Origin of the sequence: Paraburkholderia fungorum, assembly GCF_046027215.1 — a bacterium.
GTDB classification, from domain to species: domain Bacteria; phylum Pseudomonadota; class Gammaproteobacteria; order Burkholderiales; family Burkholderiaceae; genus Paraburkholderia; species Paraburkholderia fungorum_D.
This window is the reverse complement of sequence record NZ_JAQQEN010000001.1, coordinates 3,666,734-3,679,323: the sequence shown is the minus strand read 5'-3', so window position 1 is coordinate 3,679,323 and position 12,590 is coordinate 3,666,734. Positions and strand designations below refer to the sequence as shown.

10 protein-coding genes, 1 tRNA gene, 1 pseudogene and 1 riboswitch are annotated in these 12,590 nt (G+C 63.0%); of the genes and pseudogenes, 5 read left to right on the top strand and 7 right to left on the bottom strand.

The genetic code is table 11. The features are described 5' to 3' along the window. Positions 1 to 3: 3 nt before the first annotated feature. Both PQR27_RS16370 and PQR27_RS16365 read right to left on the bottom strand, forming a co-directional pair. Positions 4 to 135 carry a hypothetical protein gene (locus PQR27_RS16370; RefSeq protein ID WP_408524627.1) on the bottom strand — a complete coding sequence of 44 codons (132 nt, stop codon included), beginning with the start codon at positions 133 to 135 and terminating at the stop codon, positions 4 to 6. 167 nt (positions 136 to 302) lie between these two features. After that, positions 303 to 2,978, bottom strand: a pseudogene (locus PQR27_RS16365) (ATP-binding cassette domain-containing protein). A gap of 358 nt (positions 2,979 to 3,336) precedes the next feature. Here PQR27_RS16365 and PQR27_RS16360 point away from each other — a divergent pair. Continuing rightward, a complete protein-coding gene (locus PQR27_RS16360; protein WP_408524626.1) occupies positions 3,337 to 3,537 on the top strand; it encodes a hypothetical protein in 201 nt (66 codons plus the stop codon). A gap of 101 nt (positions 3,538 to 3,638) precedes the next feature. Here the strand turns inward: PQR27_RS16360 and PQR27_RS16355 are convergent. The 4 genes from PQR27_RS16355 to pepN form a co-directional block, all read right to left on the bottom strand. Further along, positions 3,639 to 3,714 (bottom strand) — tRNA-Thr (locus PQR27_RS16355). A 54-nt stretch (positions 3,715 to 3,768) separates the two neighbouring features. After that, on the bottom strand, positions 3,769 to 4,785 hold the full coding sequence (locus tag PQR27_RS16350) for a class 1 fructose-bisphosphatase (protein ID WP_325045703.1): 1,017 nt from the start codon (positions 4,783 to 4,785) through the stop codon (positions 3,769 to 3,771). A 121-nt stretch (positions 4,786 to 4,906) separates the two neighbouring features. Further along, positions 4,907 to 5,362, bottom strand: coding sequence for a HigA family addiction module antitoxin (locus tag PQR27_RS16345; protein ID WP_408524625.1), 456 nt, complete (start codon positions 5,360 to 5,362; stop codon positions 4,907 to 4,909). 269 nt (positions 5,363 to 5,631) lie between these two features. Beyond that, entirely contained in the window at positions 5,632 to 8,328 is a 2,697-nt protein-coding gene (gene pepN, locus PQR27_RS16340) for an aminopeptidase N (RefSeq protein WP_408524624.1), read from the bottom strand. Between the two features lie 246 nt (positions 8,329 to 8,574). Here pepN and PQR27_RS16335 point away from each other — a divergent pair, with 246 nt between their 5' ends. Beyond that, on the top strand, positions 8,575 to 9,258 hold the full coding sequence (locus PQR27_RS16335; protein WP_408524623.1) for a DUF4136 domain-containing protein: 684 nt from the start codon (positions 8,575 to 8,577) through the stop codon (positions 9,256 to 9,258). Positions 9,259 to 9,412: 154 nt separating this feature from the next. Here PQR27_RS16335 and PQR27_RS16330 read toward each other — a convergent pair whose 3' ends face one another. Further along, a complete protein-coding gene (locus PQR27_RS16330; protein ID WP_408524622.1) occupies positions 9,413 to 9,985 on the bottom strand; it encodes a TMEM165/GDT1 family protein in 573 nt (190 codons plus the stop codon). A gap of 11 nt (positions 9,986 to 9,996) precedes the next feature. Beyond that, a riboswitch (yybP-ykoY riboswitch) is annotated at positions 9,997 to 10,212 on the bottom strand. A 582-nt stretch (positions 10,213 to 10,794) separates the two neighbouring features. Here PQR27_RS16330 and PQR27_RS16325 point away from each other — a divergent pair. Genes PQR27_RS16325 through apeE form a run of 3 tightly spaced genes read left to right on the top strand, consistent with a single transcriptional unit; the run spans position 10,795 to position 12,590 of the window. Further along, positions 10,795 to 11,538, top strand: a complete 744-nt coding sequence (locus tag PQR27_RS16325) for a beta-ketoacyl synthase chain length factor (RefSeq protein WP_408524621.1) — start codon at positions 10,795 to 10,797, stop codon at positions 11,536 to 11,538. Beyond that, a complete protein-coding gene (locus tag PQR27_RS16320; protein ID WP_408524620.1) occupies positions 11,522 to 12,316 on the top strand; it encodes a lysophospholipid acyltransferase family protein in 795 nt (264 codons plus the stop codon). Before PQR27_RS16325 ends, PQR27_RS16320 begins: the two co-directional genes overlap by 17 nt. Further along, positions 12,291 to 12,590 (top strand): ApeE family acyl carrier protein, encoded by a 300-nt coding sequence (apeE, locus tag PQR27_RS16315; protein WP_408524619.1) that lies wholly within the window; start codon positions 12,291 to 12,293, stop codon positions 12,588 to 12,590. Before PQR27_RS16320 ends, apeE begins: the two co-directional genes overlap by 26 nt.

Here is a 12,590-nt window from a genome sequence, read left to right as displayed (position 1 = left end):
GCGTCACGGTTCCACCCGTTGATTCGGGTTGGTATGAACAATTGGTGTTATTTTTTGTGCGCTGCCGCATTTGGCCGGATTTTCTTCTTCTGTGTCCGAACGTTCGTTAATTGCTGATCCATTCAGTTCGCTCAATCAGCCCCTAATCTCTTCGTTAACGAACGATTCCGCGAATTCGTTGACGAGCAAGAATACTTTTTAAGGCTTCTTGCATAAATAAGCAGGCGCCACGTTCCATTCGGAACATGGCGCCTATAAGACGCACGCTTTTAAGCACTCGCTAATGCACGTTCCGGTCGTGTTCAAGCCATGAGGCGTGGCCGCAGATAAGCGGCAGTGCGGCTGTCTCTGGCGCGCGCCACCTTTTCCGGCGTGCCGCTTGCCACGATCGTGCCGCCGGCGTCGCCCGCGCCCGGGCCGACGTCGATCACTCAGTCGCTTTGCGCGGCCACCCGCATGTCGTGTTCGACCACCACCACTGTGTTGCCCGCGTCGACGAGTCCCTGGAGTTGCACCAGTAGCCGGTCCACGTCGGCGGGGTGCAGGCCGGTGGTGGGTTCGTCGAGGATGTACAGCGTGTCGCCGCGCTGCGCGCGCTGCAGTTCGGTGGCGAGCTTGATGCGCTGCGCTTCGCCGCCGGACAATTCAGTGGCCGGCTGACCGAGCCTCAGATAACCGAGGCCGATGTCGCGCAATACATTCAGCGCGCGCATGACATGGGCTTCGTCGGCGAAGAAATCACAGGCCGCGTCAACGGTCAGGTCGAGTACTTCGGCAATGTTTTTATCGCGCCACGTGATTTCCAGCGTCTGCGTGTTGTAGCGGGTGCCGTGGCAGGTCGAGCAAGGCGCATAGACGCTCGGCAGAAACAGCAGTTCGACGCTGACGAAGCCTTCGCCTTCGCAGGTCGGACAGCGGCCTTGCGCGACATTGAACGAAAAGCGGCCGGTGCTGTAGCGACGCTTGCGCGCCAGTGGCGTGTCGGCGAAAAGCTTGCGCACGTGGTCGAACAGGCCTGTATAGGTCGCCAGGTTGGAGCGCGGCGTGCGCCCGATCGGCTTTTGATCGACGCGCACGAGCCGCCGCAGCGCGTCCATGCCATCGACGATATGACCGCTGGTCGGCACCGTCGCACTGGTGAGCAGCGGGTCCTGCTCATCCTCGTCCGGGCCTTCGATGACCCGTCCCAGGCGGGTTGCCACGAGTTCCGGCAACGCCTGGCTCACGAGGCTCGATTTGCCTGAGCCCGACACGCCCGTGACGGTCGTAAAGCAGCCAAGCGGAAACGCAGCGTCAAGCCCGTGCAGATTGTTGCGTGTGATATTGGCGAGCCGAAGCCAGCCAGCAGGTTTGCGCGCCGTGCGTTGGACGGGCGCGGGCGGCGCGAACAGCTGCCGGCGCGTCTGCGACGCCTCGATCTCGGCAAGTCCGGCCGGCGGACCGCTATAGACCACATGACCGCCTGCCTCGCCGGCCGCCGGGCCGACATCGACCAGCCAGTCCGCGCGCCGCATCATCTGCAGATCATGTTCGACGACAAACAGCGAATTGCCTGCCGCCTTCAGTCCTTGCAGTGCGGTGAAGAGCGCTTCGCCGTCGGCAGGATGCAGGCCGGCGGACGGTTCATCGAGTACATACACGACGCCGAATAGTTGCGATGACAGCTGTGTCGCCAGGCGCAAGCGTTGCAGTTCACCCGATGACAGCGTCGGCGTGCTGCGCTCCAGCGCCAGATAGCCGAGCCCCAGGTCGATCAGCGTGGTCAGTCGCTCCAGCAGTTCGGCTGCAATCCGTTGCGCGGCGACGCGCTTCTCTTCGGAAAGATTCGGCGTGCGTCGCACATCGGGCGCGGCTTTGTGCGCCGATCCGCCTGCGGCGACCCGTTGCGCTGTCGCGTCGCGCATCGCCCGCTTGCTGAGCGCCTTGTTGTCGCCGGCGTTCGTGGCGTCCTGATCCGGCCATTCGCCGCGTGCGATGGGATCGAGGATTGCCGCGAGCCGTGCGAGCGGCAGTTGCGAGAATTCACCGATATCGAGCCCTGCGAACGTCACCGAAAGCGCTTCTTTCTTGAGGCGCTTGCCATGACAGCTCGAACATTCGCTGCCCACCATATATTGCGACACGCGCTTTTTCATCAGCGCGCTCTGGGTATTCGCGAAGGTGTGCAGCACATAGCGGCGCGCGCCGGTGAAGGTCCCCTGATAGCTGGGTTCGGCCTTGCGTTTGAGCGCGGCGCGCGTTTCCTTCGGCGTAAGGCCGGCGTAGACGGGCGCAGTGGGTTGTTCGTCGGTGAAGAGAATCCAGTCGCGATCTTTCTTCGGCAGGTCGCGCCACGGTGTGTCGACGTCGTAGCCGAGCGTCACGAGGATGTCGCGCAGATTCTGTCCGTGCCACGCGGGCGGCCATGCGGCGATTGCGCGTTCGCGGATGGTGAGCGAGTCGTCGGGCACCATCGATTTCTCGGTGACCTCATAAACCCGCCCGAGCCCGTGACAAGTGGGACACGCGCCCTGCACCGTGTTCGGCGAGAAGTCCTCGGCGAACAGCATCGGTTGCTTTTGGGAATAGGCGCCGGTACGAGAGTAGAGCATGCGCACGAGGCTGGATAGCGTGGTCACACTGCCCACCGACGAACGCACGCTCGGCGTGCCACGCTGTTGCTGTAGAGCCACCGCGGGCGGCAGACCTTCGATCGCATCGACTTCGGGCACGCCGACCTGCTCGATCAGGCGGCGTGCGTACGGTGCGACCGATTCGAAGTAGCGCCGCTGCGCTTCGGCGTAGAGCGTGCCGAATGCGAGCGACGATTTGCCCGAACCGGAGACGCCGGTGAAGACGACGAGGGCGTCGCGTGGAATCTCGACGTCGATATTCTTGAGGTTGTGTTCACGGGCGCCGCGCACGCGGACGAAACCGGCGCGCGAGGGCGCGTCGGCGGTGGCGGAAGAGGAGCGGGGCTTGTTGCGGATGGCGTCCATGTCGATCGATATTGGATAAGCGTGCTGACCCGGCCGAGCGGGCGAATGCTATTGACGATGCACGGACCATGCCTGTGCGAAACGGCTGAGACTTGCGGTAGCGGCGCTGGCGGCGCGTGCGTACCTTGGTGTCCCGCGTCAGGGTAATCGAAGCGCCGCGGAAAACGAAACGCCTGCGAAGGCCCGTGTGGGCGCTTTACATGCGCCGATGTGGCGACATTACTAGATGCTGAGCGGCCCAGCGGACTTCGCGCCGCCTATCATTGAAGCGGCCATCTGCGACCGAGAGTGCGGTGGATAACCGACGCGCCAGGACCGGCGCGGATGATGGCTGTTTTTGCCCTTCAGAGAGGTCATCATGGAAAACGCTGTCTATTGGAATGGACGCCAGGTCGGGATCGAATGCGCTGGCCGGATCTTGTGGTTTTCGTCGGCGCCGCTAGAAGCGATCGCTGCGTACGGCCAGCCTCAAGCCACGGGCGCGATTGTTGAAGACCCGGTTGTGGTTCGCAATCTGGCCGTGACTGCGGGATTCGACAGGTTGGACTTTGGCGCGTGAGCAGCAATCACATGGGGCGAATGTCGCCCAGGCGGCGCGTGTGCGGTACGCGGAAAGCAAAAAACCCAGTCGCGAGGACTGGGCTTTTTGCTTGAATCTTGTGGTGCCGGAAAGAGGAATCGAACCCCCGACCTTCGCATTACGAATGCGCTGCTCTACCGTCTGAGCTATTCCGGCATCAGGAGAAACGAAATTATATGAACTTTTTTATCGGCTTGGCAAGCCCCTTGCTCACTTTTTTGTTTCGAGATGGTAGCGGGTAACGCGGTCGACTTCGTTCTTCGAGCCGAGGAACACCGCCACGCGTTCGTGCAGGCTCTTCGGCTGGATGTCCAGAATGCGCTTCTCGCCGTTGGTCGCGGCGCCGCCGGCTTGCTCGACGATGAACGCCATGGGGTTCGCTTCGTACATCAGGCGCAGCTTGCCCGGCTTGTCCGGCGTGCGCTTGTCGGCCGGGTACATGAAGATGCCGCCGCGATTCAGGATACGGTGCACGTCCGCCACCATTGACGCGATCCAGCGCATATTGAAGTCGCTCTGGCGCGAACCGTCCTTGCCGGCCTTCAGTTCGCCGATGTATTTCTCGACCGGCGGATACCAGTGGCGTTCGTTCGACGCGTTGATCGCATATTCACGTGTTTCCACCGGAATGCGCATGTCGCTTTGCGTGAGCACCCAGGAGCCCAGTTCGCGGTCGAGGGTGAAGCAGTTGACGCCGTTGCCGGTGGTCAGCACCAGCACGGTTTGCGGGCCGTACACCGCGTAACCTGCGGCGACCTGCTGCGTGCCCGGTTGCAGGAACGACTGCTCGGTGGGTTGCTGGCCGTCAGGGCAGCGCAGCACCGAGAAAATCGTGCCGATCGACACATTGACGTCGATATTCGACGAGCCGTCGAGCGGATCGAACACCAGCAGGTATTCGCCCTTTGGATAATTGGCCGGGATCGGGAAGAACTGTTCCATTTCCTCGGAAGCCATGCCGGCCAGGTTGCCGCCCCATTCATTAGCCTCGAGCAGGATTTCGTTCGACAGGATGTCGAGCTTCTTCTGCACTTCACCCTGGACGTTCTCGCTGCCCGCCGTGCCAAGTGCATCGCCCAGCGCGCCCTTGCTGACGTGGTAGCTGATCGCCTTGCACGCGCGCGCGACGACTTCGATCAAAAGGCGCAGGTCGGCCGGCAGGTTGTTGGTCTCGCGCTGCTGCTCGATCAGGTACTTCGTGAGAGTGGTACGACGTTGCAAAGCCATTGCTGTACTCCGGGAAGGCTTAGGGAATGTCTCGATTTTAACCGTTGCCGTGTCGGTTCCGTGCTTTTGAGGAAGAAGCGCGCGCAGTCGTGCAACGGCACCTTGCAATGCATCCCGAAATTCACGCTTTTCGGCGCGCCTTGATGGCTGTGACGTTACCGGTCAGGCTGGCCGCGAGTGCGGCGGCGCGGGCGTGTTCGGCCGGGACCTTGGGCATTTTCGGGCGTTCTGCCCTCGGCAACGGCTCGATCTCGCGTTCGATCTGTGCGCCGGCCGCGGCAGTGGCGATGCGCAGATCGTAGCCGATCTGCAGATTGAGCCAGAATTGTGCGCTCGCGCCGAAATAGCGCTCGAGCCGCAACGCGGTATCCGCCGAGATGGCGCGCTTGCCACGCACGATGTCGTTGATGCGCGGTGCTGGCACGCGCAGCGCCAGCGCCAGCGCATTGACGGACATGCCGAGCGGTTCGAGGAACTCGCCGCGCAGAATCTCGCCCGGATGGATATCCGGGATGCGCTCGCCGGTGTCGATGTCGGAGAAATCGATGCTGTCCAGATCGGAGCGTTTGATGACCATGCCGGTCTCCCAATAATCAGTGAATGCACGAACCTGCCCTGAAAAATTCTCGCCGTAGCTTTGTCGCCGAATGTCGTGATCATGGGATGATATAACGCATTGCGTTAAACGTAAACCGTTAAATGGGTACGTTTACTTTCACCCCGCCGAACCGATACGAACAGTCGTCCAGACGGCCAACGTCGCCTGCAGTGCGCCTAAGCCAGGACGAAAAAAAGCCGGCAACACGTGCCGGCTTTCTCAACGCGCCAAGCGCTGTCAGACGATCATCACGCCAACGCTTTCTCTACGATCTCCCGCACGTCGCGCGACTTCACCTGCGAGGCCACTTTCTCCAGCGCCGCGCGCATGCCGTCACGCAGCGTCGGCGTGAAGCGGCGCCACAGTTCCAGCGAGCGGGCAAGGCGGGCGGCCACTTGCGGGTTGATGGCGTCGAGCGCGATCACCTGATCGGCCCAGAACGCATAGCCCGAGCCGTCTTCGGCGTGGAACTGAGCGGGGTTCGCTGCGCAGAAGCTGAAAATCAGTGAGCGCGCCCGATTCGGGTTCTTCAGGTTGAACGCAGGATGCGTCATCAGCTTGCGCACGATATCGATCACCGGACGTTGCGCGTTGCCACGTTGCGTGGCCTGCAAGGCGAACCATTTGTCGATGACGAGCGGCTCCTTTTCGAAGCGCCGGTAGAAGTCGTCCAGTGCCTGCTGCGCCTCCTTGCTGCCGCCGTTCGCCGCCGATGCGTTGAGCAGTGCCGAGAGCGCCGCCGAGCGGTCGGTCATGTTATTCGCCGCGTCGTACTGCGCGGACGCAAGGCGCACGGCCTGGGCAGGATCGTCCAGTTCCGCGAGATACGACAGCGCGAGATTCTTCAACGCACGATGACCGGAAGCCTCCGGCGTCGCCTCGTACGCGCCCGGCGTGCGATGCGCTTCGTAGATCTTGAGCCAGTCGTTTCTGAGCGCGTTCGCAAGGCGCTTGCGCACGAACTGCCGTGCCGCGTGCACCGCCGCGGGATTCGATTCCGCCATCTGCTCGGCCAGATACGCTTCTGATGGCAGCATCAGCGCCAGCTCGCGGAACGCCGGCGAGAGCGTCTCGTCGGTGAGCACGCGGGCGAACGCGGCCACCACGGAATCGTCGAGTTGCAGCGGCACGCCGGTCGCGGCGCGCCCGGCCAGCGTCAGCAATTCGCGCGTGGCAAGCCGTTGACCCGCTTCCCAACGGTTGAACGGATCGCTGTCGTGCGCGAGCAGGAACGCGAGCTGGTCGGCCGAATAGTCGTACTCGACGATCACCGGTGCCGAGAAATTGCGCAGCAGCGAAGGTAGCGGTTCCTGCGCGACGTTCACAAACGTGAAGGTCTGTTCGGTCTGCGTGAACTGGAGGACGCGCGTGGTGCCGGCCGACGCTTTGGCTTCGCCTTCCAGTTGCAGCGGCAGATCCGCCCCGTCCTTCCCGATCAGGCCGATCGCGAACGGAATCAGCAGCGGTCCTTTCTGCGTTTCGCGCGTGGCCGGTGCGGCCTCGCCATAACCTTGCGTGAGCGTCAGGCTATAGCGTTGCTGCGCGGCGTCGTAGCTGGCGCGCACGGCGACGCGCGGCGTGCCGGCCTGGCTGTACCAGCGCTCGAATTGCGCCAGATCGCGGCCGTTCGCATCGGCAAGTGCATGACGGAAATCGTCGCAAGTCACCGCCTGGCCGTCATGACGCTTGAAGTACAGGTCCATGCCCTTGCGGAAACCGTCGCGGCCGAACAGCGTCTGGTACATCCGCACGACTTCCGAGCCTTTTTCGTAGACGGTCATCGTGTAGAAGTTGTTGATCTCGACATAGCTCTCCGGGCGCACCGGATGCGCCATCGGGCCGGCGTCCTCGGCGAACTGCATCTGGCGCAGCACGCGCACGTCTTCGATACGCTTGGTGGCGCGGGCGGCTTCGTCGGTCGCGCCGCCTGCCATGTCGGCGGAGAATTCCTGGTCGCGGAACACCGTCAGGCCTTCTTTCAGGCTCAGCTGGAACCAGTCGCGGCAGGTCACGCGGTTGCCGGTCCAGTTGTGGAAGTACTCATGGCCGACCACCGCCTCGATGTTGGCAAAGTCGGTGTCCGTGGCCGTTTCGGGGTTCGCCAGCACGTATTTCGTGTTGAAGATGTTGAGCCCCTTGTTTTCCATCGCGCCCATGTTGAAGTCGCTCACCGCGACGATCATGAAGCGATCCAGATCGAGTTCCAGCCCGAAGCGTTCCTCATCCCACCTGATCGAGTGAATCAGCGAATCCATGGCGTGACGGGTCTTGTCGAGATCGTGCGGCTCGACCCACACCTGCAGCAGTTTTTCCTTGCCCGAGCCGCTCTTCACGCGCTCTTCGAGCGCGACCAGCTTGCCCGCCACCAGCGCGAACAGATAGCTCGGCTTTCTGAACGGATCTTCCCAGCGCGCAAAATGGCGGCCGTCCGGCAGGTCGCCTTCTTCGAGCAGATTGCCGTTCGAAAGCAGCACCGGATAGTCGGCCTTGTTAGCGCGCAGCGTGACCGTGTAAGTGGCCATCACATCCGGGCGGTCGAGGAAATAGGTGATTCGGCGAAAGCCTTCGGCCTCGCACTGCGTGAAGAAGTTGCCGCCCGACACGTACAACCCCGACAAGGTGGTGTTCTCCGCCGGATTGCAGATGCTGGTGAGCGTGAGCTCGAACGCGTCGGGCACGTTATCGAGCACGAGACCATGTTCGTGCGCGCGGGCATTGCCAAAAGGCGTGCCGTCGATCGTGGCGCTGACGAACTCGAGTTGCTCGCCCATCAGTTCGAAATGCGCGGCGCGGGACGCGTCCGGATTGCGGCGCACGCGCATCGTGTTCCTGACGACGGTGCGTTCGGGGACCAGATCGAATTCCAGTGCGACGGTGTCGATCAGGAAGGCAGGCGGCGCGTAATCGGCGCGGCGGATCACATTGGGCGTTGCGGTATCGGCCATGGCGTTCTGTAGTGATGGGACTCGAGCCGTCACGCGCGCGAAGGGCGCGCGAGCCGGGCTTGTCGAGCCATTGTACAAAGCCTCGGCCGATCGCGGCGCGGCGATTCGTGGCTGGGTTGATCGTGCGCACCGAACTTTTTACCGAATTGCCAGGTCAGCGTATTATCAAATGCATCCCGCGCGGGAGCGCGTGAGCACAAACGAATCCGGTCAAGACGGGCGATAACAGGCAACACGAGGTAGACCATGAAAATCGATCAATGGACGCGCCGCGCCACGCTGCTGATCGCAGCGCTGACGGTGCTGCTGTCCGGCTGCACCACCTACGTGACCACCCAGGTCACGGCGTTCTCCGACTGGAGCGGCAGCGACGCGACCCGCACCTACGCGTTCACGCGAGCGGGTGACCAGCAGAACAATCTCGAACTCTCCACTTACGAACGCTTCGTCGGCAATGAACTCGCCACGCACGGATTCCGCCAGGTGGACGCTGCGCAGGCGCGCTATCTGGTCGGGCTCTCGTATGGGATGCGTTCGGACATGGTGACGGTCGCGGAGCCGGTGTATTACAACCCGTGGCCTGCGCCTTATTGGGGCCGGCCATTCGATCCGTGGGGGGCGTTCCCGACCACCTACGTGAACCAGAGTTATCCGATCTTCACGCACCTGCTCGGTGTACGGATTACCGAGCGGGCAACGGGCAAGGAGGTCTACAACGTGACGGCGCGAAATTCTGGTGGCGAATCATCGCTGGTGCGTGCCATGCCCTATCTGGCGCGTAGCGCGCTGGCCGATTTCCCGCTCGGCAACGGCGTGGTTCACACCGTGAAGATTCCACTCGACGCCAACGGCGACGCGTCGAATGAGATTGCCGGCACCTCGCCCGCCGGCGCGCCGGCTTCGGCGTCCGGCGCGAAGGTCGTGCAGTAGGCAGAAAGCGGCGCGCCTACCGGCGCGCACTGCGACTGAACAAAAACGGCCCGGCAGGTCACTCCTGCCGGGCCGTTCTGCTTCATCACCGGCGCGCGATGCAGAGCATGCCGGTAACGCAGGTGAGGCGTGGGCGAGCAGGCGGCAGCCGTGCTCAAACGCCGACGCCGAACAACGCCATCGTCCCCAGAATCACGAACATCACCGCGGCGATGCCGTGCACGAGTTTGGTCGGAAGCCGGTGGGCGAAACGGTCGCCGAGCAGGATGGCCGGCACGTTGGCGATCATCATGCCGAGCGTCGTACCCGCCACCACGCCGAAGAAATCATGAAAACGCGCGGCGAGGGCGATGGTCGCGATTTGCGTCTTGTCGCCCATTTCGGCGAGGAAAAACGTCACCACGGTCGCACCGAATACACCGAAATGTGTGCGGCTGGTATTGGCTTCCTCATCGTCGAGCTTGTCCGGGACGAGAATCCACAAGCCCATCGCGATGAACGACGCGGCGAGCGCCCAGCGCATGATGGTCGGCGTAATGAGGGAGCCAAGCCACGCACCGAGTGCGCCGGCGCAGGCGTGATTGACGAGGGTGGCCGTGAGCACGCCGAGGATGATCGGCAGCGGTTTGCGGTAGCGGGCGGCAAGGACGAGCGAGAGCAATTGCGTCTTGTCGCCGATTTCAGCGAGCGTGACCGCTCCGGTCGAAATGAGAAAAGCGTGGTTCACGTTGGATGGGTTCCCCGGGCCGAAATGTGAACGAGCGACGACCCACGACACGCCGGGCCCTGTAGCGGCGCGTGTGGATCATCGGTCTCGCCAGGCCAGAGGCTGCGGCTGCCATGGCCTTGCAGGCCAAGTCTGTTGACAGGCGCCCCCGCGAGTCGCACGGTCGATGCACCCGGATGCTGCGGTGCGGACGTATCGCGAGGCGGCTACTCCCCAATGAGGGACGGAGTATAGCAGGCGTGAGCGTGCGGCATGGGGAATCCGGCAGTTCTGTCGCAAGCCCCGGGCCTCGTTTGCCGCCGTAAGCGCGTGTAAGTCGCGACATGCTTCGCGTATTTCCGGGCGAACGGAAGAGAGAAGTGTGCCTAACTGAAACAGTTTACGGAAAGTTAAATGAAAGAATTGGCGTGACCAGTTTCAACCAGGTACGCCATATTGCTCCCGACAAGGGCCTTGCACCGTAGTCACCGCCTGCGCGAGGGCTGTCAGGCTCACGGGGCGGCGGCGCGGAGCAGTTGTCTCAGCGGCGATACGGATACAGATGGATACGTCTTTTATGGCTGATTTAATCCAGAATATTCAGTATGATTCCGGCGACCATAGGGAGCCGGAGTCAATCCATCTGACGAATTGACGATGGCGCCTAAATAATCGGGGCCAAGTGCCGTTAGTTCGCTGAACCCAATAAGAAGATTGGCTTGACCCCGGTTGAAGAGTGTCGGCCCGCGCGGCGCACTCACGTTGTGACAGCGGTGTGAATGCCGTCAGGCGCCCTCAGCCTCTCCTCGCTTCTACGCGCGAACTCCGATATGCCCGATCTGCACTGGACCATTCCGGTCGCTCGCTGGTCTAGCTGGCCTGCTGCCGCCTCTGCCGCACCCGATATCGGCTTCATCGAGCCGATCGTGCGGCGTCGTCTGAGCACGCTGTCCAGAGTCGCACTGAAGGTTGCGCACGATTGCGTCGCGCAGGAAGAGGTGCGGGTGGTGTTTGCCTCGCGGCACGGCGAATTGCGGCGCACCACGGATATCCTGCGCACCATCAGTGCGGGCGAGCCGGTGTCGCCCACCGCCTTCAGTCTCTCGGTGCTGAACGCGATGACCGGGGTGTTCGGCATCGCGCGCAGCGACCGCTCGGCCGCCAGCGCGATCTCGGCTGGCGCTGAGACGCTCGGGTACGCGCTGCTGGAAGCGCACGCGCAATATGCGACGCAGCCGGACTCGCCCGTGCTGCTGGTGTACGCCGACGAACCGGCCGATCCCGCGTACGGCACGATCGAAGACGAAGTACAGGGCGGCGCGCTCGCGATCCTTCTGAATGGCGACAGCGCAGCGGGGCAGCTGGTCTGCACGCTGTCCGGCCTCGGCGCGTCGGACGCCTCGGACTCCCCGGACGCAGTACCGCCGAACAGCGCAAACCCGTCGGCTGCGCGAGGCGAGCCCTTCTCGACCCAGAGCGAGGCGCTGCAGCACTGTCTGGACACCGGCGAGCCCGCGCGCTGGCAGGGCACCGGCGCGAGCTGGCATTGGAGTTGGCATGACCACGCGGCTTGATTACGGTTGGCGGTTCTGCGCGACGGGCATGGCCTTCGTGGTGTTTGGCATCTGCGGCGTGCTGTTTTCGGTGCTGGTGTTCCCGTTCGCGTGGCTGTGGCCACACCGGGCGTCGCGTCAGCGCGTCGTGACTACCGTGATCCACTGGTTTTTCCGCGCGCTGGTGGCGGTACTGGAGCGCATCGGCGTGATGGAGCTCGAAGTGTCGGGCGGCGCGGCGTTACGCGCGGGCGGTCCGGCGATCGTAGTCGCCAATCATCCGACCTACCTGGACGTGATGGTGTTACTGTCGCTCACGCCGCACGCCTGTTGCGTCGTGAAGAATGCACATTGGAGCAACCCGTGTTTCTGGGGCATCGTGCGCTCGGCTGAATATGTCAGCAACGCCGATCCCGCGGAACTCGTCGACGCCGGCGCGCGGCAACTCGCGGCAGGCTATACCATGATCATTTTTCCCGAAGGCACGCGCAGCCCCGCGCCGAACCGACTGCATGCGTTTTCGCGCGGTTTCGCGCACATGGCGCTCAAGGTCGGCGCGCCGATCGTGCCGGTGCTGATGAATTGCGATCCGCCGGCGTTCACCAAACAGATGCGCTGGTACGACGTGCCGGCGCGGGCGTTCCGGATCCGCGTGAACGTGCTCGAGCCGCTCGGCATCGAGCAGCTCGCGGCCCACGAAACGACACCGTCTCTCGCGGCGCGCAGCGTGACCAGCGCCATCGAAGCACACATTACTCAGCACCTGTTCGCTTATGGATTCTTTAAAACTGGAAATTAAGCAGCTTCTGATCGAGGCACTCGATCTGGAAGACCTGAGCCCGGCCGATATCGACGACGATGCGCCGCTGTTCGACACGGACGGCATCGGCCTGGATTCGATCGACGCGCTCGAAATCGGCATCGTGCTGCGCAAACAATACCAACTGACCATCGCAGCGAACGACGAACGCACGCGCGAACACTTCCGCTCGATCAGCACGCTGGCTGCGCTGGTAGCCAGCCAACGCGAAGCGGAACACGCCGTGAACGAAACTACAAAGAAGGGGGATTAA

Bases quoted from the DNA above. Each gene is read 5' to 3' on its own strand.
- PQR27_RS16360 (WP_408524626.1), top strand. From the start codon at position 3,337: ATGGAAAACGCTGTCTATTGGAATGGACGCCAGGTCGGGATCGAATGC.
- PQR27_RS16350 (WP_325045703.1), bottom strand. From the start codon at position 4,785: ATGGCTTTGCAACGTCGTACCACTCTCACGAAGTACCTGATCGAGCAG.
- PQR27_RS16345 (WP_408524625.1), bottom strand. From the start codon at position 5,362: ATGGTCATCAAACGCTCCGATCTGGACAGCATCGATTTCTCCGACATC.
- pepN (WP_408524624.1), bottom strand. From the start codon at position 8,328: ATGGCCGATACCGCAACGCCCAATGTGATCCGCCGCGCCGATTACGCG.
- PQR27_RS16335 (WP_408524623.1), top strand. From the start codon at position 8,575: ATGAAAATCGATCAATGGACGCGCCGCGCCACGCTGCTGATCGCAGCG.
- PQR27_RS16325 (WP_408524621.1), top strand. From the start codon at position 10,795: ATGCCCGATCTGCACTGGACCATTCCGGTCGCTCGCTGGTCTAGCTGG.
- PQR27_RS16320 (WP_408524620.1), top strand. From the start codon at position 11,522: ATGACCACGCGGCTTGATTACGGTTGGCGGTTCTGCGCGACGGGCATG.
- apeE (WP_408524619.1), top strand. From the start codon at position 12,291: ATGGATTCTTTAAAACTGGAAATTAAGCAGCTTCTGATCGAGGCACTC.